Origin of the sequence: Methylobacterium fujisawaense, from assembly GCF_014138435.1 — a bacterium.
Classification (GTDB): domain Bacteria; phylum Pseudomonadota; class Alphaproteobacteria; order Rhizobiales; family Beijerinckiaceae; genus Methylobacterium; species Methylobacterium fujisawaense.
The window spans coordinates 382,255-403,538 of sequence record NZ_JACJIM010000001.1; the positions used below are offsets into that span (position 1 = coordinate 382,255).

At 70.2% G+C, this 21,284-nt stretch carries 16 protein-coding genes and 2 tRNA genes; 8 read left to right on the top strand and 10 right to left on the bottom strand.

Going from position 1 to position 21,284, the window contains the following annotated elements; translation table 11 throughout:
• Positions 1–29 precede the first annotated feature (29 nt).
• Positions 30–1,400 carry a pentapeptide repeat-containing protein gene (locus GGQ91_RS01820; protein WP_182591230.1) on the top strand — a complete coding sequence of 457 codons (1,371 nt, stop codon included), beginning with the start codon at positions 30–32 and terminating at the stop codon, positions 1,398–1,400.
• 72 nt (positions 1,401–1,472) lie between these two features.
• Here GGQ91_RS01820 and GGQ91_RS01825 read toward each other — a convergent pair whose 3' ends face one another.
• Both GGQ91_RS01825 and selA read right to left on the bottom strand, forming a co-directional pair.
• Positions 1,473–1,943 (bottom strand): MarR family winged helix-turn-helix transcriptional regulator, encoded by a 471-nt coding sequence (locus GGQ91_RS01825; protein WP_043386713.1) that lies wholly within the window; start codon positions 1,941–1,943, stop codon positions 1,473–1,475.
• A 123-nt stretch (positions 1,944–2,066) separates the two neighbouring features.
• Positions 2,067–3,509 (bottom strand): L-seryl-tRNA(Sec) selenium transferase, encoded by a 1,443-nt coding sequence (selA, locus tag GGQ91_RS01830; RefSeq protein WP_051976222.1) that lies wholly within the window; start codon positions 3,507–3,509, stop codon positions 2,067–2,069.
• Positions 3,510–3,696: 187 nt separating this feature from the next.
• Between selA and GGQ91_RS01835 the strand changes: the two genes are divergently transcribed.
• The 4 genes from GGQ91_RS01835 to GGQ91_RS01850 all read left to right on the top strand — a co-directional run bounded on the left by GGQ91_RS01835 (position 3,697) and on the right by GGQ91_RS01850 (position 9,299).
• Positions 3,697–5,127 carry a mannose-1-phosphate guanylyltransferase/mannose-6-phosphate isomerase gene (locus GGQ91_RS01835; protein WP_182591231.1) on the top strand — a complete coding sequence of 477 codons (1,431 nt, stop codon included), beginning with the start codon at positions 3,697–3,699 and terminating at the stop codon, positions 5,125–5,127.
• A 130-nt stretch (positions 5,128–5,257) separates the two neighbouring features.
• The gene (locus GGQ91_RS01840) at positions 5,258–6,271 is read left to right on the top strand and encodes an SDR family oxidoreductase (RefSeq protein WP_182591232.1); all 1,014 of its coding nucleotides are present in this window, start codon (positions 5,258–5,260) and stop codon (positions 6,269–6,271) included.
• Positions 6,272–6,343: 72 nt separating this feature from the next.
• Positions 6,344–7,183 (top strand): alpha/beta fold hydrolase, encoded by an 840-nt coding sequence (locus GGQ91_RS01845; RefSeq protein WP_343066743.1) that lies wholly within the window; start codon positions 6,344–6,346, stop codon positions 7,181–7,183.
• Positions 7,184–7,610: 427 nt separating this feature from the next.
• Positions 7,611–9,299, top strand: coding sequence for a methyl-accepting chemotaxis protein (locus GGQ91_RS01850; protein ID WP_182591234.1), 1,689 nt, complete (start codon positions 7,611–7,613; stop codon positions 9,297–9,299).
• A 465-nt stretch (positions 9,300–9,764) separates the two neighbouring features.
• On the opposite strand, the gene GGQ91_RS01855 is transcribed toward GGQ91_RS01850, so the two are convergent.
• The 7 genes from GGQ91_RS01855 to GGQ91_RS01885 form a co-directional block, all read right to left on the bottom strand.
• Positions 9,765–9,840: transfer RNA gene (locus GGQ91_RS01855), tRNA-Val, on the bottom strand.
• Positions 9,841–9,901: 61 nt separating this feature from the next.
• On the bottom strand, positions 9,902–10,621 hold the full coding sequence (locus tag GGQ91_RS01860) for an aspartate/glutamate racemase family protein (protein ID WP_182591235.1): 720 nt from the start codon (positions 10,619–10,621) through the stop codon (positions 9,902–9,904).
• Positions 10,622–10,692: 71 nt separating this feature from the next.
• Positions 10,693–13,119, bottom strand: a complete 2,427-nt coding sequence (lon, locus tag GGQ91_RS01865) for an endopeptidase La (RefSeq protein WP_182591236.1) — start codon at positions 13,117–13,119, stop codon at positions 10,693–10,695.
• A gap of 248 nt (positions 13,120–13,367) precedes the next feature.
• Positions 13,368–14,639, bottom strand: coding sequence for an ATP-dependent Clp protease ATP-binding subunit ClpX (gene clpX / locus GGQ91_RS01870; RefSeq protein WP_043385521.1), 1,272 nt, complete (start codon positions 14,637–14,639; stop codon positions 13,368–13,370).
• Between the two features lie 186 nt (positions 14,640–14,825).
• A complete protein-coding gene (locus GGQ91_RS01875; protein WP_012322036.1) occupies positions 14,826–15,452 on the bottom strand; it encodes an ATP-dependent Clp protease proteolytic subunit in 627 nt (208 codons plus the stop codon).
• A gap of 127 nt (positions 15,453–15,579) precedes the next feature.
• Positions 15,580–16,989 carry a trigger factor gene (gene tig / locus GGQ91_RS01880; RefSeq protein ID WP_043347496.1) on the bottom strand — a complete coding sequence of 470 codons (1,410 nt, stop codon included), beginning with the start codon at positions 16,987–16,989 and terminating at the stop codon, positions 15,580–15,582.
• A 131-nt stretch (positions 16,990–17,120) separates the two neighbouring features.
• Positions 17,121–17,205, bottom strand: a tRNA-Leu gene (locus tag GGQ91_RS01885).
• 148 nt (positions 17,206–17,353) lie between these two features.
• On the opposite strand from GGQ91_RS01885, the gene GGQ91_RS01890 reads away from it, so the two are divergent.
• Positions 17,354–18,838, top strand: a complete 1,485-nt coding sequence (locus GGQ91_RS01890) for a multicopper oxidase family protein (protein WP_182591237.1) — start codon at positions 17,354–17,356, stop codon at positions 18,836–18,838.
• Here GGQ91_RS01890 and GGQ91_RS01895 read toward each other — a convergent pair.
• Positions 18,831–20,330, bottom strand: coding sequence for an NAD(P)H-hydrate dehydratase (locus GGQ91_RS01895; RefSeq protein ID WP_182591238.1), 1,500 nt, complete (start codon positions 20,328–20,330; stop codon positions 18,831–18,833). The two genes, GGQ91_RS01890 and GGQ91_RS01895, sit on opposite strands and share 8 nt — an antisense overlap.
• A gap of 194 nt (positions 20,331–20,524) precedes the next feature.
• Between GGQ91_RS01895 and GGQ91_RS01900 the strand changes: the two genes are divergently transcribed.
• Together GGQ91_RS01900 and GGQ91_RS01905 are read left to right on the top strand one after the other, a co-directional pair.
• Positions 20,525–20,863 (top strand): P-II family nitrogen regulator, encoded by a 339-nt coding sequence (locus GGQ91_RS01900; protein WP_003600526.1) that lies wholly within the window; start codon positions 20,525–20,527, stop codon positions 20,861–20,863.
• 163 nt (positions 20,864–21,026) lie between these two features.
• Positions 21,027–21,206, top strand: coding sequence for a DUF2735 domain-containing protein (locus GGQ91_RS01905; protein ID WP_043347490.1), 180 nt, complete (start codon positions 21,027–21,029; stop codon positions 21,204–21,206).
• Positions 21,207–21,284: the final 78 nt, after the last annotated feature.

Below are 21,284 nucleotides of genomic sequence, written 5' to 3' on the forward strand. Positions count from 1 at the left end.
CCGGTCGCGCGTTCCGGCAAGGAACGACCATGGACCAAGCGACCCCACCCGATGCACGACCGGACACTCCGGTGGAGTCGCGGCTGCGCGCCCTCCTCGACCGGATCGCCGGCGGGGCGCCCCTGCATGAGCCGGGCGCGGACCTGTCGCAGCTGAGCGCCGGGCCGGACGCGCTCGCCGCACAGCCGGACGCCGGCATCGGCACGGACGTCGAGTCCGGCGGACTGGCGCTGGCCGGTGCGGACCTGTCCCGTGCCCGCATGGAGCAGGCCGACCTCTCCGGCGCCAACCTGCGCCGGGCACGCCTCGCCGGCGCCGTCGGACGCTCGACGCGCTTCACCGGCGCAATCCTGGAGGAGGCCGACCTGTCCGAGGCCGACCTCTCGGGGGCGGACTTCACCGGCATCGTCGCCGGTCAGGTGAAGTTCGCCGGGGCGATGCTGGAGGATGCCCGCTTCGGGCACGCCGCGATGCGCTTCGCCGACCTGTCCGGCGCCCTCCTGGACGGGACCGATTTTGCCGAGGCCGACCTCTGGGGGGCGGATTTCTCCGGGGCGGATGCGGACGACACGGTCTTCCGCGGGGCGCGGCTCGACGAGGCCAAGCTCGCCGACGCCAACCTGACCCATGCGGATTTCGCCGAGGCGAGCCTGACCAAGGCGTCGCTTGCCGGCTCGCGGCTGCGGGGGGCGCATTTCACCGGGGCGAAGCTCGACGGTGCCGATCTCTCGGGCGCGGATCTCTCGGACACCGACCTCGTGCGGCTGAACCTCGGCACCTGCCGCCTGCGGCATGCCCGCTTCGCCGGCGCCTGGCTCAACGGAACGCGCATGAGCGTGGAGCAGCTCGGCGGGGCGGTGGGCGAGGAGGTGGCCGGCGCCTACGAGGCCGCCCAGGCGAGCTACCTCGCGCTGGAGCAGAACTGGAAGAGCATCGGAAGCCACGACGCGGCGAGCTGGGCCTACAAGCGCGGCCGGCGGATGGGCCGCTTCCATGCCGGCCAGCAGGCCCGCGGCGCCTGGGGCGCCCGGGACGGGGCCGGCTTCCTGCGGCACGGCTATCGCTGGACCGCGGACCGCTTCGTCGAGTGGCTGTGCGATTACGGCGAGAGCCTGTCGCGCATCGCCCGGGCCTTCGCCCTGCTGATCGTGGTGTTCGCGGGCCTCTTCGGGCTCACCGGCGGCCTGTTCATCCTGGAGGGGCCGGAGGCGGGGCCAACCTACAATCCCCTCGACCTCCTGAGCTACAGCGCGCTCAACATGATGACCGCCAACCCGCCGGAGATCGGCCTCAAGCCCACCGGCCGCGTCACCAACCTGCTGGTCGGCATCGAGGGCGGCGTCGGCATCATCCTGATGGGGCTCTACGGCTTCGTCCTGGGCAACCGCCTGCGGCGGTGAGGCCGATCGCTCCGGCGCGGCGCAAGCGGCTCATCGCGGCTCATCGCGGCTCATCGCGGCTCCGAGGGCGCCTCAGTCGCTCACGCTGAGCCGCTCGATGACGAGGCTGAGATCCTTGCGGAGGGCGCGGATCTCCGGCTCGCTGAGTTCGAGCTGGCACATCACGCTCTCGCGGACGGACACCGCGTCGGCGCGCAAGGCGGCGCCTTCGGGCGTCAGGGCGATCTCGACCTCGCGCTCGTCGGACTGGCGGCGGGTCCGGAGCAGGAAGCCCGCGCTCTCCAGGCGCTTCAGCACCGGTGTCAGCGTGCCGGAATCCAGACGCAGGCGCCGGCCGATCTCCGACACGGTGACGCCGTCCTGCTCCCACAGCACCAGCAGGACCAGATATTGCGGGTATGTCAGTCCGAGCCGCTCAAGCAGGGGCCGGTACGACTTGGTCATTCGATGCGCGGCAGCATAGAGCGCGTAGCAAAGCTGGTTATCGAGAAGCAGCGGATCCGTCTCCGGCTCCGCCTCAGCCGTATCGGCAATATACGCCATATCGTTCGCCCATCGCGGTCCACGCACCGCCACTCTCGACCGCGACCGCAGGTCCGTGATTATACCATAACACGGGATGCCGGCGCGCAAGATCCAGACGTGTGATCCGTTCTCTCAACAACCCTATGTGGTTCGTCGCCCGTCTTCGGCGCGCGTCAGCGCCGCCAGGGCGGCGAGGAAGCCGGCCTCGTCCTCCAGGGTCCGGAGGTCGAGGCGGACGGCCTCGTCGCTGATGCGGCCGATCACCGGCACCGGAAGCCGGCGCAGCTCCTCGGCGAGCCGCCGGCACCGTCCGCCGCCGCCCCGTCCCCCCGGGGCGTTCGGCGTCAGGACCAGGGCGGCGCTGGGAAGCGTCTCCACCGGCAGGGCGCCGGATCCGATCTGGCTGATGCAGTCGGCGACCGAGACCGTGGCCCGGCCGGCGAGCCGCTCCGCCACCGCGGGGGCGAGGCGCTCGGCCTGTGCGGCGATCGCGTCCCGCTCGCGGGTGAGGAGCCGCAGGGTCGGCAGCTCCGCACGCAGCCGCTCGGGATACAGATAGAGCCGCAGCACGGCTTCGAGGGCCGCGTAAGTCATCTTGTCGACGCGTAGGGCGCGCTTCAGGGGGTTCTTGCGCACACGGGCGATCAGGTCCTTCCGGCCGGCGACGATGCCGCACTGGACCGCGCCGAGCAGCTTGTCGCCGCTGAAGGTCACGACATCCGCCCGCTCCAGGGCGGCCCGGACCGTGGGCTCGGGGGGCAGGCCGTAGGCCGCGAGGTCGACGAGGCTGCCGCTGCCGAGGTCGTCCGCCAGCGGCACGCCCCGCTCCCGGCAGAGGGCGTGGAGGGCGACGGGATCCGCCGCCGCGGTGAAGCCCGCGATGGCGTAGTTGCTCGGATGCACCTTCATCACCAGGCCGGTGCGGGGCCCGAGGGCCTCCGCGTAGTCGCGCAGGTGGGTGCGGTTGGTGGTGCCGACCTCGCGCAGGCGGCAGCCGGCCCGCACCATCACGTCCGGCACCCGGAACGAGCCGCCGATCTCCACGAGCTCGCCGCGGGAGACCACCACCTCCTTGCGCATGGCGAGCGCGTTCAGCACCAGCAGGACCGCCGCCGCGTTGTTGTTGACGACCACCGCGGCCTCGGCGCCGGTCAGGCGGCAGATCAGCGCCTCGACATGGTCGTCGCGCTCGCCGCGGGCGCCGGTCGCCAGATCGAATTCGAGGTTGCTCGCCTGCACCATCACGGCGGCCACCGCCTCCGCGGCCGAGCGGGGCAGCAGGGCGCGACCGAGATTGGTGTGGAGCACCGTCCCGGTCAGGTTGAAGACCGGCCGCAGGGACGGGCGGCGCTCGGCGGCGAGCCGCGCGGACGCTTCGGCCCGGATCGCCGCCGCGTCCGGGACGGGGCCGCCCCCGGCCCGGATTCCCGCCAGAACCGTCCGGATGGCGTCCGTGAAGGCCGTCCGTCCGTAGGTCTCGAGTTCCGCGGGCGACGCGGCGCCGACGAGGCGCTCCACCGAGGGGATCCGGCGCGGGGACGGCACCGGATCGTCGGCCGGGGGGGTGGGGACGGGCGCATTCATGTCAGGTCAGAGATAACCATCCCCCGGCACGGAGCCAGTCCGTTCCGGCGCGGATAATGCGCGCAGGTTGTTCAGTCTCCGCCCCGACGGTAAGGGCAGATCTGGAAATCGGCGGCCGAGAGTCCATCGCACCCGCGCGGGGCGGGCTCGGCCGCGCCCCCGCCGAGCCCTCTCGGGAGACGCCGCCATGTCCCGATCTTCGATCCAGATCCACCCGATGATCCTGTGCGGGGGGACGGGGACGCGGCTGTGGCCGGCGTCGCGGGAGAGCATGCCCAAGCAGTTCGCCCGGCTGGTGGATGCCGAGCGCTCGACCTTCCAGGCGACGCTGGCGCGGGTGTCGGACGCGTCCGTCTTCGCCAGGCCCACGGTCATCGCCTCGGCGGAGGCCCGCTTCATCGTCGCCGAGCAGCGTGACCAGCTGGGTCTTGCCGCCGACATCCTGCTGGAGCCGCAGGGCCGCGACTCGGCCGCCGCCGTGGCGGTGGCCGCACTGCATGCCGCCGCCGCCGACCCGCAGGCCGTGGTGCTGATCCTGGCCGCCGACCATGTCGTGCCCGACACGGAGGCCTTCGTCGACGCGGTGCGGCGCGCGGCCGCCGGCGCCCAGGCCGGCTACACCATGACGCTCGGCATCGAGCCGGACCGGCCCGCCACCGATTACGGCTACATCCGCCGGGGCGAGCCGATCGCCGAGGCGCCCGGCGCGGCCCGGGTCGCCCGCTTCGTCGAGAAGCCCGACCGGGCCGGCGCCGAGGCGCTGATCACGGACGGCGCCCTGTGGAACTCGGGCTACTTCCTGTTCCGCGCCGACCTGATGCTGGCCGAGCTGGAGGCGTTCGTCCCCGAGGTGCTGGCGGCCGCGCGCGCGGCGCTGGAGGCGGCGGTGACCGACCTCGACTTCGTGCGCCTCGATGCGGCGGCCTTCGCCCGGGCGCCCAAGATCTCGATCGACTACGCGGTGATGGAGCGGACCGCCCGGGCCGGGGTGCTGCCGGTGTCGTTCTCGTGGTCGGATGTCGGCACCTGGGACGCGGTCTGGCAGGTGCTGGACCACGACGCGGAAGGCAACGCCGTGCGCGGCCGGGTGTCGCTGATCGGCACGAAGAACAGCCTCGTGCACAGCCAGGGCGAGGGCCTGACCGCGGTGGTCGGCCTGGAGGACGTGGTGGTGGTCTCCACCCCCGACGCGGTGCTGGTGGCCTCCAAGGCGCATTCGGGCCAGGTGAAGGATCTGGTCAACGCCCTGCGGGCCTCGGGCGCGCCGGAGGCGGACGCGCATCTGCGGATGTACCGGCCCTGGGGCTGGTACCAGCGCATCGACATCGGCGAGCGCTTCCAGGTGAAGCGGATCCAGGTGGTGCCGGGCGGGCGCCTGTCGCTGCAGAAGCACTACCACCGGGCGGAGCACTGGGTCGTGGTGCGCGGCACCGCCGAGGTGACGATCGACGACCGGGTGGTGCTGGTCCACGAGAACGAGGCGGTCTACCTGCCGATCGGCTCGATGCACCGGCTGGCCAATCCGGGGAAGATCCCGCTGGAGCTGATCGAGGTCCAGGTCGGCTCCTATACCGGCGAGGACGACATCATCCGCGTGGAGGACATCTACGGACGCTGAGCGCGTAGGACCCGACCTCCCTGCGACCCGATCGCCCGCAGACGCGCTCGGAACATGCGGCCTCCCCGATCGATAGCACAGCGTGTGGCCGCTTCCGTGCGGCCGCGCCGGGCAGCATCGGGGATACCGCATGACGCATAAGCCGCTCCGCGCGCAGGTGATCGTGATCACCGGCGCCTCGTCGGGCATCGGCCTCGCCACGGCCCGTATGGCGGCCGAACGCGGCGCCCGGGTGGTGCTGGCGGCGCGCAGCGGCGACGCCCTGGCGCGCATCCGGGCCGAGATCGAGGGCGTCGGCGGCAAGGCGATCGACGTCGTGGCCGATGTCGGCCGGCGGGCCGACGTGCAGGCGGTCGCCGACCGGGCCGTGGCGACCTTCGGCGGTTTCGACACCTGGGTGAACGTCGCGGGCGGCTCGATATACGGCCGGCTGCGCGAGATCAGCGACGCCGACCATGAGCGCCTGATCCAGACCAACTTCTGGGGCACCGTCTACGGGTCCCTGGTGGCGACCGAGCACCTGCGGCAGCACGGTGGCGCCCTCATCAACGTCGGCAGCATCGCCTCGGATCTCGCCTTCCCGTACCAGGGCATGTACGCGGCCTCGAAACACGCCGTGAAGGGCTTCACCGATGCCCTGCGCATGGAGCTGATGGACGAGAAGGCGCCGGTCTCGGTGACGCTGATCAAGCCGGCCTCGATCGACACGCCCCTGCCCCAGCGGGCGCGCAACTACATGGACCGCGAACCGAGCCTGCCGCCTCCGATCTACCCGCCGGAGGAGGTCGCCAACGCCATCCTGCACGCGGCCGTGCACCCGCAGCGCGACATCATCGTGGGCGGGGCCGGCAAGGCCTTCGTGGCCGGCAAGGAATTCGCACCCGGGGCCTACGACCACCTCAGCTCGGCGATCATCGCCCTGCAGAAGCGGACGGACGCGCCGCGCAATCCGGACGGCGCCCTGCATGCGCCGGTGGCGGCCGGCGAGACGCGGGGCGACCCGCCCGTCCCGGTCATGCGGACCAGCGCCTATACCCGTGCGAGCCTGCACCCCCTCGCCGCCGCGGCCGGCCTCCTCGGCGTCGGCGCGGTCACGGCCTTCGCGGTGCTCGGCCCATCGTCCGGGCGCCGGCGGCGCCTGTAAGTGGCCGCTGGCACGGAGGCTCTGCCCGGCGCCGCTCGGCCGGCGCAGGGAGCCGGGGCCGATCCTCGGATCGTGCCGCGCCGGATCGTCGCTTTGGCGCAGGACCGGACGATCGCCTACGCGGAGACCGGCACCGGACCGGATCTCGTGGCGATCCACGGCACGTTGATGTGCCTGGAGGACGTCTGGCTCGGCCCCGTGCCGGCACTGGCCGAGCATTTCCGCGTGGTCGCCGTCGACCGACCGGGCCACGGCTTCAGCCGACGCCCGCGGGGCGCCGCCGCCGACATCTGGGATCAGGCCGCGAGCATCCGGGAAGCCGTGCAGCGCCTCGGCCTGCGGCGGCCGGTGATCCTGGGTCACTCGTTCGGCGGGGCCGTCGCCCTGGCGTACGGGATGCTCCATCCGGAGGAGATCGCCGGCGTCGTGGCCCTGGCGCCGATCTGCTTCCCGGAGCCGCGGCTGGAGCAGGTGCTGTTCGGGCCGCGGGCGCTGCCGTTCGGCGGCGACGCTCTGTCGGCCCTCCTGGCCGCGAGCAGCGACCGGATGCTCCTGCCGCTCCTGTGGAACGCGATGTTCTTTCCCGAGGCGATGCCGCCGCGCTTCGCTCGGGTCTTCCCGTTCGATCTCGCGGGTCGCCCGGGGCAGATCACCGCCGAGGGGGAGGATGCCGGCTGGCTCTGGCCGGCGCTGACCCGCAGCGTCCTCGGCTACCCGTCGCTGCACCGGCCCGTCCGCATCCTGGGCGGCAGCGCCGACCTGGTGGTGAACAGCACCCTGCACGGAATGCGGGCGGCCGGGATGATCCCCGGCGCGCGGTTCGAACGTCTGCCGGACGCCGGCCACATGCTCCATCATTTCCAGGCCGCTGCGGTCGTGCGCGCGGCCTGCGCGGTGCAAGCCTGCGCCTGACGCGTCCGGCGGCCCCGCGCGTGGCGAGGGTGCTTGAAGATGCTGCCCCGTGCAGATCCCGATCAGTCCACCGGACATGGCCCGATCACGGCCCGATCACGGCCTGCGACGGGAATGTTCCGATCCAACGACGCGCCGTTCGCCTCGATCCAGCCCGTTATCGCTGCCCGTCGCCGCCGCCGTCGCTTTGACCGCCCGGCTTCCCGCGCAATAAATCTCAGCCGACCCGGAACTTTTCGCCTTCGCATGCGTCAGGCACGCGGATGCGGTGCCGCCAATCCCTGCGCGCGCCCGAAACCTCTTGCGCACACAAGTCGAAAATCGCGACACCAAGGAAAAAAACGCGCGATTAGGATTTTCTTTATCCGATACGCCGAAGATTGAGCACGTAATTTCAGCTCAATCACCTCGGATACTGGCGATCCACATGCCCCGCCTGACAATCGGCCGCAAACTGATTTTGTCGTCCGCCGTAACGGCCTTGTTCGCCGCTGGCGTGATCTACAACCAATGGAACAGCGACCGTCGGATCGCGGAAGCGACCGACGCCGTCGCCCGGGAGCAGACGATCCTGACCGGGATCTCGCAGGCGCAGGTCGCCCTGAACCGGATCCAGTTGAGCCTCAAGGCCGTCGATCTGGCTCGGACCGCTCCCGAGGCCGACGCGGCCGTCACCCGGGCGGCCAAGGAAGCCGAGCAGGCGTCACGCGGCCTCGAGCGCCCGATCGCCATCGCGTTGAAGCCGCAGATCCTGCGTGACAGCGGGACGGCGTTGCAGGATCTGGCCGCCGCCGTGAGGACCTATGCCGACGCCGGACGGACGGACCTGCGCGGCGGCGCGGTCGATCCGGACGCGGCGAACGCGGCACGACGGTCGATCACGGAGCAGATCGCTCGGGCCGAGGGCATGATCGATCAGGCCGTGGCCAACGCGCGCGGCTTCACCGACAAGGCCATGGAGACCACGACCGAGCAGGTCAGCGCGGCGACGCGCTTCGGCCTCTTGGCGGGTGCGGCCATGCTGCTGAGCCTGCTCACGGCCGCGATCCTGCTGATGCTCAACATCCAGCGCCCGATCACCCGCTTGGTGGCGGTGCTGGAGCGCATGGCCGCCGGCGAGATCGACGCGGAGATCCCCGAAAGCCAGCGGGGCGACGAGATCGGCGCGCTCGGCCGCGCCGTCGACAACATCAAGACCATGGTCGCCCGCAAAGCCGCCGAGGAAGCGGAACTCCGGCAGATCGCCGATGCGGCCGCCGCGGCGGAGCGCCGGCGCACGATGGTCGAACTGGCCGACAGCTTCGAGCGGGCGGTCGGCGGCATCGTCAGCATGGTCTCTTCGTCCTCCACGGAGTTGCAGTCCACGGCGGAGCAGATGACCACCAATGCGAGCCAGACGGCCGCGCAATCGACCACGGTCGCCGCGGCGGCCGAGGAGGCGGCGGCCAATGTCGGGACCGTGGCGGCAGCCGCCGAGGAATTGGGGACCTCCGTGCAGGAGATCGGCCGGCAGGTGGCCGGCTCGGCCGGGCTCGCCCAGGCTGCGGTGGCGGAGGCGGACCAGACCACGCGCCTCGTGCAGGAACTCAGCCAGGCCGCCGAGCAGATCGGCGCGATGGTGGGAATGATCTCGAACATCGCCGGCCAGACCAACCTGTTGGCCCTCAATGCGACGATCGAGGCCGCCCGGGCGGGAGAGTCGGGCCGCGGCTTCGCCGTGGTGGCGGCCGAGGTGAAGGAGTTGGCCAATCAGACGGCACGGGCCACCGAGGAGATCGGCCGGCGGATCGGGCAAGTGCAGGGCGTGACCGACCAGGCCGTTTCGGCCATCGGTGGGATCACGGGGCGGATCCGCGAGATCAACGACGTGGCCTCCAGCATCGCGGCGGCCGTCGAGCAGCAGAGCGCCGCCACGCAGGAGATCGTGCGCAACGTGGCGCAGGCTTCGAGCGGCACGGCCGAAGTGACCGGCAACATTGCGGGTGTGGCCCGCGCCTCCGAAGACACGGGCGCAGCCGCCGCGCACGTCCTCACCTCGGCGTCCGAGCTGTCGCAGCAATCCGAACATCTGTCGGCCGAGGTGCGACGCTTCCTGACCACCGTCCGGGCGGCCTGAACCCGCCCGGCAGGCCTCCTCGCGATGCCCGATCGGGTCGCGCCTGGCGGTGCGACCTAATCGGCCGAAGCATAGGCCGGCCTCGAGGCCGCGATTCACACGACGTGCGCCGATCGGCCCTCGATACGCCAGACCGCTACATGGCTCTTATACGATTGCAATCATTGACGTTCGGAGGCGCGGCCGCTCAGCCCACAGATCGATGCTCCACCCCGGGCCATGTGGCGCGCGGACAGATGCGCAGGATCGAAAGGTACGCATTGGCCCTCGGTCCTGCCGCAGAAGACGCCGTCGAAACCGACGCGCCGCCGGACCGCGCGTGATGCCCTCCGGGACCTCGTAACGAGGCCGGCTCGCCCCCTGGCGCGCTTTGCCGGCTCGGTGGCGTGGCGGTGCCGTCAGAACGGTCCCCGTGCAGGACGTGCGACCGGTGGACCGGCCAGCTCCGCGAAAGAGGGAGGTTTCTGGTGGGCGGTGAGGGACTCGAACCCCCGACCCTCTCCGTGTAAAGGAGACGCTCTACCAACTGAGCTAACCGCCCGGCCGGCGACCGTTACGGCATGGCGCCGGTGCGGTGCAAGGGGCTCCGTTTCGGATCGGCGTCAGGGATCGACGAGCCGCGCCGCCAGTGCCGGCGCCAAGCCAACGCTCTCCACGGGCTCTGGCCTGAACCGGACCGTCCCGGTCGAACCCGCTGCCAGAACCGCACGGGTTCCCGCCTCGACCGAGCAGATCAGCGGAACGGGAACCTGCGCCGCGATCCGCCGCGCCAGTCCCGCGAGGCCGGCACCTCCGAGAATGACGCGCTCGGCGCCGGACGCCGCGCAGGCGCGGCAGGCCTCGGCAAGGGTCGCCAGGGCGGCGTCCGGATCACGGGCGATGGCGCCACCGCTCGGAGCCACCGTGTGGAGCGCCGCCAGAGCATCGGACAGGCCGAGGGCCGCCACGAATTCGCGCAGCATCGGCTCCCAGGCCGCGCCCCCGGTGACGATGCCGAAACGGCCCACCGCGGCGGCCTCGCGACAGGCGGCTTCCGCCATGCCGATGACCGGCACCCGCGACAGCTCGCGCAGGGCGAGAAGACCCGGATCGCCGAAGCAGGCCAGATACACCGCGTCGCACTCAGCCCCATGCTCCGCGAGGGCGTCGAGCGCCGCATGGCCGGCGACGGATGCGGCAGCCCGGCTCGCGATGTAACGCGCCCCGAAGCGGCCTGTGACGGCGCGGAGTTCCGCTTGGCCACCGAGTTGCGCACGGACATGGGCGGCGACGAGGTCGGTGACGTGCGCGCTGGTGTTCGGGTTGATCAGCAAGACGCGCATCCAAGCCTCCGCGCATGAAAAAGCCCCCAGGGCGCGAAGCTCCGGGGGCTCGTCTCATTCGGACGTCTTCGTCAGTGAGCCACGAAGGCGGCGCCGTCTTCCTCGGTCCGGGCAGGCTTGGCCACCGGCAGCGGCTCTTCCCACTCGATCGCCTGGGGCTGACGGACCAGCGCCTTCTCCAGCACCTGATCCATCCGCGAGACCGGGACGATCTCCAGCCCGTTCTTCACGCTGTCGGGCACCTCGGCGATGTCCTTGGCGTTCTCCTCGGGGATCAGCACCGTCTTGATGCCGCCGCGCAGCGCGGCGAGCAGCTTCTCCTTCAGGCCGCCGATCGGCAGGACCCGACCGCGGAGCGTCACCTCGCCGGTCATCGCGACGTCGCGGCGGACCGGGATCCCGGTCAGCGTCGAGATGATCGCGGTGGCCATAGCGATGCCGGCCGACGGACCGTCCTTCGGGGTCGCCCCCTCCGGAACGTGGACGTGGATGTCGCGACGCTCGAAGAGCGGCGGCTCGATCCCGAAGTCGATCGCCCGGGAGCGGACGTAGCTCGCCGCCGCCGAGATCGACTCCTTCATCACGTCCTTCAGATTGCCGGTGACCGTCATCTTGCCCTTGCCGGGCATCATGACGCCCTCGATCGTCAGCAACTCGCCGCCGACCTCGGTCCAGGCCAGACCCGTGACCACACCGACCTGATCGTCCGCGTCGATCTCGCCGTAGCGGAACTTCGGCGGGCCGAGGAAGACCGGAAGGGTCTCCGTCGTCACCGCGACCGACTTGGTCTTGGTGATCAGGATCTCCTTCACCGCCTTGCGGATCAGGTTGGACAGTTCGCGCTCCAGGTTCCGGACGCCGGCCTCCCGCGTGTAGCGGCGGACCAGCATCATCAGCCCGTCATCGTCGATCGACCACTCGTGCGTCCCCAGCCCGTGCTTCTTCAGGGCGTTCGGGATCAGGTGCTTGCGCGCGATCTCGACCTTCTCCTCCTCGGTGTATCCGGCAATGCGGATCACCTCCATGCGGTCCATGAGCGGGCCCGGGATGTTGAGGGTGTTGGCCGTGGTCACGAACATCACGTTCGAGAGGTCGTAATCCACCTCCAGGTAGTGGTCGTTGAAGGTGCTGTTCTGCTCAGGGTCGAGCACCTCGAGGAGCGCCGCCGACGGATCGCCGCGGAAGTCCATGCCCATCTTGTCGATCTCGTCGAGCAGGATGAGCGGGTTCGAGGTCTTGGCCTTGCGCATCGACTGCACGATCTTGCCGGGCATCGAGCCGATATAGGTCCGGCGGTGACCGCGGATCTCGGCCTCGTCGCGCACGCCGCCGAGCGACATGCGCACGAACTCACGACCCGTCGCCTTGGCGATGGACTTGCCGAGCGAGGTCTTGCCGACGCCGGGGGGACCGACGAGGCACAGGATCGGACCGGTAAGCTTATTCGCCCGCTGCTGCACGGCGAGGTACTCGACGATCCGCTCCTTGACCTTGTCGAGGCCGAAATGGTCCTCGTCGAGGAGCGCCTGCGCGCCGAGCAGATCCTTCTTGATCTTCGAGCGCTTGCCCCACGGGATGCCGAGCATCCAGTCGAGGTAGTTGCGCACGACGGTCGCCTCGGCCGACATCGGCGACATCTGGCGCAGCTTCTTCAGCTCCGCCGTCGCCTTGTCGCGGGCTTCCTTGGAGAGCTTGGTCTTCTCGATCTTCTCTTCCAGCTCGGCCAGCTCGTCGCGGCCATCCTCGGAGTCGCCCAGCTCCTTCTGGATCGCCTTCATCTGCTCGTTCAGGTAGTACTCGCGCTGGGTCTTCTCCATCTGCCGCTTGACGCGGGTCCGGATGCGCTTCTCCACCTGCAGCACGGAGATCTCGCTCTCCATGAGCGACAGCACGCGCTCGAGGCGCTGCGCCACCGTGGGGGTCTCCAGGATGCCCTGCTTGTCGGAAATCTTGACGAGCAGATGCGAGCCGATCGTGTCGGCGAGCTTGGACGGCTCGTCGATCTGGGTCACGGCGGAGACGACCTCGGGCGAGATCTTCTTGTTCAGCTTGACGTAGTTCTCGAACTCCGAGAGCACCGAGCGCGCAAGCGCCTCGGCCTCGACGCGGTCGCCGAGTTCGTCGTGCAGGGCCTCGGCGGTGGCCTCGTAGTACTCGTCCGAGCGGGTGAAGCCCGTGACCTTGGCGCGGCCGACGCCTTCCACCAGCACCTTCACGGTGCCGTCGGGCAGCTTCAGGAGCTGGAGGACGGAGGCAAGGGTGCCGATCTTGTAGATCGCATCGGTGGCCGGATCGTCGTCGCCCGCGTTGATCTGGGTGGCGAGCAGGATGTGGCGGTCGGTGCGGACCGCCTCCTCAAGGGCGCGGATCGACTTCTCGCGCCCCACGAACAGGGGCACGATCATGTGCGGGAAGACGACGATGTCGCGCAGGGGGAGGACGGCGTAGGTGCCCGTCGTGCCCGGGACCACCGGCTGGCGCGATTTCGACTGTGACATGCTGACTTCCTCTCAGGGACGCCCGGGTTCGGCACCTCCAAGCATGGAGCGCGCCTACAGCCAGGGGCCGACCGGGCCGCGAGGGTCGGAATTTCGAAAACTTTGCGGCTGGTGACGCGGACCGGACCTCGAAGGAGCGTGCGGCCACCGCGCTGAGCCTGAGGTGGCTGCGGGGCGCAGCGTTTTCAAGATGTTCCCCGCAGCGCGCCCGGCCGGAGCCGGGCGCTTAACGCAACCCTACCAAGCGCTTACGCGCTGACGCTGGCGGGCGCTTCCTTGTTGCGGTCGCCGTGGATGTAGAGCGGGCGCGACTTGCCCTCGACCACCTCCGGACCGATCACGACCTGCTCCACGGACTCGAGGCCCGGCAGGTCGTACATCGTGTCGAGCAGGATCGTCTCCAGGATGGAGCGCAGGCCGCGGGCGCCGGTCTTGCGCTCGATCGCCTTGCGGGCGACGAGCGACAGCGCGTCGTCCTGGAACGTCAGATCGACGTTCTCCATCTCGAACAGCCGCTGGTACTGCTTGACCAGGGCGTTCTTCGGCTCCTGCAGGATCTTCTTCAGCGCGGCCTCGTCGAGATCCTCGAGGGTTGCCAGGACCGGCAGGCGGCCGACGAACTCGGGGATGAGGCCGAACTTCAGCAGGTCCTCCGGCTCGACCGAGCGGAAGATCTCGCCGGTGCGGCGGTCGTCCGGGGCCTGCACGGTCGCGCCGAAGCCGATCGAGGTGCCCTTGCCGCGCTGGGAGATGATCCGCTCCAGCCCCGCGAAGGCGCCGCCGCAGATGAACAGGATGTTGGTCGTGTCGACCTGCAGGAATTCCTGCTGCGGGTGCTTCCTGCCGCCCTGGGGCGGAACGGAGGCGACCGTGCCCTCCATGATCTTCAGGAGCGCCTGCTGCACGCCCTCGCCCGACACGTCGCGGGTGATCGACGGGTTGTCGGATTTGCGGGAGATCTTGTCGATCTCGTCGATGTAGACGATGCCGCGCTGCGCCCGCTCGACATTGTAGTCCGAGGCCTGGAGCAGCTTGAGGATGATGTTCTCCACGTCCTCACCGACGTAGCCGGCCTCGGTGAGGGTCGTGGCATCCGCCATGGTGAACGGCACGTCGAGGATGCGGGCGAGCGTCTGCGCGAGCAGCGTCTTGCCCGAGCCGGTCGGCCCGATCAGCATGATGTTGGACTTGGCCAGCTCGACGTCGTTGTGCTTCGTCGCGTGCGCGAGCCGCTTGTAGTGGTTGTGCACGGCGACCGAGAGGACCTTCTTGGCGAAGTCCTGGCCGATGACGTAGTCGTCGAGGACGCGGCGGATCTCCTTCGGGGTCGGCACCCCGTCACGGCTCTTCACCAGCGAGGATTTCGACTCCTCGCGGATGATGTCCATGCACAGCTCGACGCACTCGTCGCAGATGAACACGGTCGGGCCAGCGATCAGCTTGCGGACCTCGTGCTGGCTCTTGCCGCAGAACGAGCAATACAGCGTGCTCTTCGAGTCGTTGCCGCCAGTCTTGCTCATATCGGTCTCCGATTCCTCGCGTCCGCAGCCGGCAAGGGGGCGGACGCGCATCGTTTGAATGTAGGGGGCCCGTTTAAAGAAACAGTGTGCTGCGCGCCTTTGACCGAAGGGCCCGATCTCGGATGCAAACACGCTGCCGCGGCGGGATCAAGGCCGCGCCGCGGCGGTCAGGCGTCGCGGATCCGATCAGGCGGCTGCCGGCTCGGGGCGCTTCTCAATCACCTCGTCGATGAGCCCGAACTCCTTGGCCGCGTCCGCGGTCATGAAATTGTCGCGCTCAAGGGCGGTGTGGATCGTGTCGTAGTCGCGACCCGTGTGCTTCACGTAGATCTCGTTCAGGCGCCGCTTCAGCGCCTCGATCTCGCGGGCATGGATCAGGATGTCGGTCGCCTGGCCCTGGAAGCCGCCCGACGGCTGGTGGACCATGATCCGGGCGTTCGGCAGGGCGAAGCGATGGCCGGGCTCGCCGGCGGTGAGCAGCAGCGATCCCATGGAGGCGGCCTGGCCGACGCACAGCGTCGTCACCGGGCAGCGGATGAACTGCATCGTGTCGTAGATCGACAGGCCCGAGGTGACCACGCCGCCGGGGGAGTTGATGTAGAAGGAAATTTCCTTCTTCGGGTTCTCCGCCTCGAGGAACAGCAGCTGCGCCACGATCAGCGACGCGCCGTAATCCTCCACGGGGCCGGTGAGGAAGATGATGCGCTCGCGCAGCAGGCGGGAGTAGATGTCGAAGGCGCGCTCGCCGCGGCTCGATTGCTCGACGACCATCGGCACGAGCGCATTGTTGTAGACGTCGATCGGATCTCTCATCTCGTCCTGCCCAGGAGTGAGGCCCGGGGCTGCCGCGAATCAGGGCAGCCCCGGGCATGTCAGCGAACACCGGCGATGCTTAACCATCGCCTAACCCTTGCCCGCCGTCGCTCGGACAGGGCGGGACTCAGTCGGCCTTTGCCTCGGTCTTGGCCTCGGCCTTGTCTGCCGGCTTCTCGCCGGTCGTGTCGTCGTCATCTTCGTCTGCGAAAAGCGCCTCTTTCGAGACAGGCTCCTCGACGAGTTTGACCTGCCCGAGGACGTGGTCAACGACCTTCTCCTCGAACAGGGGCGCGCGGAGTTCCGCGAGCGCCTGCGCATTCTTCCGGTAGAAGTCCCAGACCTGCTGCTCCTGGCCCGGGAACTGCCGGACCCGGGCGATGAGGGCCTGGTTCACCTCCTCATCCGAGACCTTGATATCGGCGCTCTCGCCGACCTGCGCAAGCACGAGACCGAGCCGAACGCGACGCTCGGCGATCTTCCGGTACTCGGCCTGGGCCTTCTCCTCGGTGGTGTCCTCATCCTCGAAGGTCTTGCCGCGCGTCTTGAGGTCCTGCTCGACCTGGGCCCAGACCGCGGCGAATTCCTGCGCCACCAGGGACGGAGGCAGCTCGAAGGCGTACTTGCCGTCCAGGGCGTCGAGGAGGTCCTTCTTGAGGCGGCGGCGCGTGGCGGCTTCGAAGTCGCGGCCGATCGCCTCCGACACGGCCTCGCGGAGCTTCTCCAGCGACTCCATGCCCATGGACTTGGCGAACTCGTCGTCCACCTTGGCCTCGCCCGGCGCCTGGATCTTCGTGACCGTCACGTCGAACTCGGCGTCCTTGCCGGCGAGGTGCTCGGCCCCGTAGGATTCGGGGAAGGTGACCTTCACGAGCGGCTTGTCGCCGACCTTGGCGCCGACGAGCTGGTCCTCGAAGCCCGGGATGAACGAGCCGGAGCCGAGCTCCAGATCGATGCCCTCGCCCTTGCCGCCCTGGAACTCCTCGCCGTCGATGCGGCCGACGAAGTCGATGGTGACGCGGTCGCCGCTCTGGGCCTCCGCGCCCTCGTCGCGCTCGGCGAACGGGCGGCCCTGGCCGGCCATGCGCTCCAGGGCCTCGTCCACCTCCGCGTCGGAAGGCTTGGCGACGCGCTTGGTCAGGCTGACGTCGGAGAGGTCGGCGAGTTCGAAGCTCGGCATCACCTCGAGGGCGACCTTGAAGGCGAGGTCACCCTTGGCGTCCAGCGCCTTCTCGACCTCGGCCTGATCGCTCGGGAACTCGACCTGCGGCTCCAGGGCGAGCTTGAGGCCGTTGTCGGCGACGATCTGGCGATTGGCCTCGTTGACGGCGTTCTGCACCACCTCGGCCATCACGGAGCGGCCGTAGACCTTGCGCAGATGCGCGACCGGCACCTTGCCGGGGCGGAAGCCCTTGAGCTGCACCTTGTCCTTCATGCCGGACAGCTCGTTGGTCAGGCGCTCCTCGAGTTCCTGGGCGGCCAGCAGAACCTGAAACTCGCGCTTCAGCCCCTGGGCGTTGATCTCGGTCACCTGCATCGTCGTCGTCGCTCTTCAAAGAAACCTGGGTTCGCCGGGCGGGCCGGCGTCGTGCTCGCGCGGACCGGGATGCCGAGATGTCGGGTACGGGACGGAGGGTCCCGAGGGGACCGCTACCGCAGCAGACGTCCTGGTGCGGGCGGAGGGGCTCGAACCCCCACGTCTTGCGACACTGGAACCTAAATCCAGCGCGTCTACCAGTTCCGCCACGCCCGCGCGCGCCGACATCCGGCGCATCGCCGGCCGCCGGAAGCGCGCCCTATAGCATGGGCCGGCCGGCCCGCAGCAAAAAACTTACCCCTGTGGCGCGGGAGCCGACACGCCGCTATGGAGCGAACCCGTCGCGAGCCGCAGCCGAGATCCCATGCCGCCATCCCGCCCCGTGCCGCCGACCGATTCGCGCGCCGGCTCGCCGTCGCGCCGGAGCCTCCTCGCCACCGCCGCCGCCTTCGGGCTGGTGCCGGACGCGGCGCGGGCCCAGGCGCCGAGCCCGCCCCCCGGCAACGGGGCGGCGTCTCCGGCGCAACCGGAACCGGCCGCCCTGCCGGCGGCCCCCGGCCGGGCTCGGTTCCGGCCGGAGCCCGCGCCCGAAACGCCGGTCTGGTGCTTCGATGGCAAGGCCCTGCCGCCCGTCGTCCGGGTCAAGCTCGGCCAGCCGGTGCGGCTGAAGGTCGAGAACCGGACCGACAAGCCGCTCGCGTTGCACTGGCACGGGGTGCGCAACGTCAACGCCATGGACGGCGTCGGCGGGGTGACCCAGGCGCCGATCCCGCCGGGCGGCGACTTCCTCTACGCGTTCACGCCGCCGGATGCCGGCTCCTACCTGATCCGGCCGTTGGTCGTCGGGGGGTCGAGCGAACCGTCGGGGCGCGGGCTCGCGGGCATGCTGGTCGTCGAGGAGGCGAATCCGCCCGCCGTCGATGCCGATGTCAGCGTCGTCCTGCAGGATTGGCGGCTCGAGGATGACGGCACGCTCCTGCCCTTCGGGCAGGTTCCGCTCGCGGCCGCACACGGGCGCCTCGGCAACCTCGTCACGGTCAACGGCAAGCCGGTGCCGGGCATCTTCGAGGCCCGCCCCGGGGCCCGGGTCCGCCTGCGCCTCGGCAATGCCTGCAACGCCCGGGCGACGCGCATCAAGTTCGAAGGCGTCAAGGTCTATGTGGCGGCGGTCGACGGGCAGCCCACCGACACGTTCGAGCCGCTCCGGGCCACCCTGCCCTTCCCGCCGGGAACCCGCTACGACCTGCTCGTCGACCTGCCGGAGGAGGAAGGCGCCACCTGCGCGATCCACGCGCTGATCGGCAAGGGCCTCATCCTGGCCAGCGTCACCACGAAGGGCGCCAAGATCACCGAGAAGCGGCCGCCGATCGGGCCGATCGGCGAGAACAAGCGCCTGCCGGCCGAGGTCAAGCTCCAGAACGCCCTGCGCCGCGACGTCGTGATCACCGGCGGCGCCTTCGTGCCGAAGGACAAGGGAGGCGCCAAGGACGGTCCGGCGCCCGACGCCGTCTATACGGGCGATCCGCAGAAGATCTGGTCGGTGAACGGTGTGAGCGGCACCACGGGCCTCCAGCCGATCTTCTCGGTGAAGCGCGGCCAGGTCGTGGTGCTGGCCCTGCGCAACGATACCGCCTTTCCCCAGGCCCTGCACCTGCACGGCCATTGCTTCCGGCTGCTCCACCCCCTCGACGATGGCTGGGAGCCCTACTGGCTGGACACGTTCCAGCTCCTGGAGGGCAGGACCGCACGGATCGGCTTCCTGGCCGACAATCCGGGGCGCTGGCTGATCAGCGCCACGGTGCTGGAGCGGTTCGACACCGGCCTGTGGACCGTCTTCGAAGTCACCTGAGCGCGGATTCGACGAGGTCCCGGAGCACCGCCGGCATCAGCTCCGGGATGTCCTCGGCGATCAGGCCGGGACCGTGGCGCAGGCCGGCATCGCCGTGGAGCCACACCCCGGTGGCGGCGGCCTCGAAGGGGTCCATGCCCTGGGCCATCAGGCCGGCGATCAGGCCACCCAGCACATCCCCGGAGCCCGCAGTGCCGAGATAGGGGCTGCCGTGGTCGTTGATCGCCGCGCGGCCGTCCGGGGCGGCGACGACAGTATCGGCGCCCTTGAGGACCACGACGGCGCCGGTGAGTTCCGCCGCCGCGCGGGTCCGCGCGACCTTGTCGGCGGCGCCTGCCGCCGCCGTACCGTCGAAGAGCCGCGCGAACTCGCCGGCATGGGGGGTCAGGACGGCCCGGGCATCGCCATCCGCCAAATGGGCGGCGAGAAGGCGCGCCTGCCCGGCGAAGCTCGTCAGCGCGTCGGCATCGAGAACGAGGCCGCGCCCGGCCGCCGCCGCCACGGCGACGCGTTCCCGGGTGGGCTCGCCGGTCCCGAGTCCCGGACCGGCCAGAACCACATTCAGCCGCTCGTCGGTGAGCAGGTCGTCGAGGTCATCGGCACTCTCGCAAGGCCGCAGCATGATCGCCGTGAGATGCGCGGCGTTCTCAGCGAGCGCCGCGGGCGGCGACGCGACGGTCACGAGCCCGGCGCCGACCCGCAGGGCCCCGCGGGCGGCCAGCCGGGCGGCCCCGGTCTTCGTGGCCGGCCCGGACAGCACGAGGGCGTGGCCGCGGGTGTATTTGTGGCTCAATCCGCTGAGCCGCGGGAAGGCTCCGGCCCACAGGTCGGGCCCGTTCCGATGGAGCGGCGGGCCGACGGCCAGACCGACCGCGAGCGCCTCCGGTCCGGTCCCGATATCCGCGAGGCTGAGTTGCCCGCAGAGGCTGCGTCCGGGTTGGAGCAGGTGTCCGGGCTTGAACGCCACGAAGGTCACGGTCTCCACCGCCCGGATCGCGACACCTCGCACCGCACCGGTATTGCCGTCGATCCCGGTCGGCACGTCGACCGCGAGCACCGGGACCCCGGCGGCGTTCACCGCCTCGACGAGCGCGCGGGCGGCGCCGTCGAGATCGCGCGACAGACCGGCCCCGAACAGGGCGTCGATCACGAGGTCGCAGGACGGCAGCGGGCTGCCGTCGACCTGACGCACCGGTCCCGTCCAGGCCTCGGCGGCCAGGGCGGCGTCCCCTTTTAGCGCCGCACGCTCACCGAGAAGGACGAGGTCGACGCCGTAGCCGGCCTCCGCCAGCAGGCGCGCGGCCACGAAGCCGTCGCCTCCGTTGTTGCCGGGTCCGCACAGGACGACCGTCTTTCCGCCCGCCGGCAGGCGAGCCCGGGCGCGGGCGGCGACCGCGGCGCCGGCAGCCTCCATCAGCCGGAGGCCCGGCACGCCGCCGTCGATGGCTGCCGCATCGACCCGCCTCATCGCCGCGACCGTCAACAACCGCATGTCCGCCCTCCCCTCTGCCCGTGCACCGATCAGCCCTGACTAAAAACGCGCCAAAAACCGGAGAAGCGCCTGAAGGATGTGCGTGGATCGCACATGAAATAGGCACTATGGTTGGGCACGCCGCGAAAACGGCATGGCGGAGGCGTCACGAGGATGTTAGAAATGCCCGGCACCGCAGCGCAGGCCCGAGCGGCATGAAGAAGATCGAAGCGATCATCAAGCCTTTCAAGCTCGACGAAGTGAAGGAGGCGCTCCAGGAGGTCGGTCTCCAGGGCATCACCGTCATCGAGGCGAAGGGTTTCGGCCGTCAGAAGGGCCATACGGAGCTCTACCGGGGCGCCGAATACGTGGTCGACTTCCTGCCCAAGGTGAAGCTGGAGATCGTTCTGTCCGACGCCCTTGTGGAGGGCGCCGTCGAGGCGATCCGCAAGTCGGCCCAGACCGGCCGCATCGGCGACGGCAAGATCTTCGTCTCGACCATCGAGGAAGCGATCCGCATCCGCACCGGCGAGACCGGAACGGACGCGATCTGACGCGGGCCGTCCCGCTCCCGCAACGCTTCTCTGCCTAAGATTTCGCACTGCGCGAATGTCCGGCATCGGCGCGCTCCGCACTGGAGCGCCGCCTTCCACACCCCACATCATCGGGAACGGCTGGCCTGATCGGCCGCTTGAACCCGATGCAGGAGGATGTGCGATGGCCGCGACGGACCCGCGCGAGAGCGCCAAGATCTACGATCTGTCCGCGTTCCGGCGCTCGCGCCTGACCGCGCGGGCCGCTCCGGATGCGAAACCCGCACCCGTGCCGAGCCTCGGCGGCGGCGCGTGGTACCACGAGGCGGCGATCCGCGACGACGAGCGCCCGCGCCGATCCTGAGACCCGAAACTCGGGCGTTCCGCCCGTCCACGCACCCCGCGATACCCAGACGTTACAGGGCCGCCGAGCGGAGCTCGC

Coding starts and splice junctions, on each gene's coding strand:
- GGQ91_RS01895 (WP_182591238.1), bottom strand. CDS start 20,330: ATGCGGTTGTTGACGGTCGCGGCGATGAGGCGGGTCGATGCGGCAGCC.
- GGQ91_RS01820 (WP_182591230.1), top strand. CDS start 30: ATGGACCAAGCGACCCCACCCGATGCACGACCGGACACTCCGGTGGAG.
- GGQ91_RS01850 (WP_182591234.1), top strand. CDS start 7,611: ATGCCCCGCCTGACAATCGGCCGCAAACTGATTTTGTCGTCCGCCGTA.
- GGQ91_RS01860 (WP_182591235.1), bottom strand. CDS start 10,621: ATGCGCGTCTTGCTGATCAACCCGAACACCAGCGCGCACGTCACCGAC.
- GGQ91_RS01890 (WP_182591237.1), top strand. CDS start 17,354: ATGCCGCCATCCCGCCCCGTGCCGCCGACCGATTCGCGCGCCGGCTCG.
- GGQ91_RS01840 (WP_182591232.1), top strand. CDS start 5,258: ATGACGCATAAGCCGCTCCGCGCGCAGGTGATCGTGATCACCGGCGCC.
- tig (WP_043347496.1), bottom strand. CDS start 16,989: ATGCAGGTGACCGAGATCAACGCCCAGGGGCTGAAGCGCGAGTTTCAG.
- clpX (WP_043385521.1), bottom strand. CDS start 14,639: ATGAGCAAGACTGGCGGCAACGACTCGAAGAGCACGCTGTATTGCTCG.
- GGQ91_RS01905 (WP_043347490.1), top strand. CDS start 21,027: ATGGCCGCGACGGACCCGCGCGAGAGCGCCAAGATCTACGATCTGTCC.
- GGQ91_RS01835 (WP_182591231.1), top strand. CDS start 3,697: ATGTCCCGATCTTCGATCCAGATCCACCCGATGATCCTGTGCGGGGGG.
- selA (WP_051976222.1), bottom strand. CDS start 3,509: ATGAATGCGCCCGTCCCCACCCCCCCGGCCGACGATCCGGTGCCGTCC.
- GGQ91_RS01900 (WP_003600526.1), top strand. CDS start 20,525: ATGAAGAAGATCGAAGCGATCATCAAGCCTTTCAAGCTCGACGAAGTG.
- GGQ91_RS01825 (WP_043386713.1), bottom strand. CDS start 1,943: ATGGCGTATATTGCCGATACGGCTGAGGCGGAGCCGGAGACGGATCCG.
- lon (WP_182591236.1), bottom strand. CDS start 13,119: ATGTCACAGTCGAAATCGCGCCAGCCGGTGGTCCCGGGCACGACGGGC.
- GGQ91_RS01875 (WP_012322036.1), bottom strand. CDS start 15,452: ATGAGAGATCCGATCGACGTCTACAACAATGCGCTCGTGCCGATGGTC.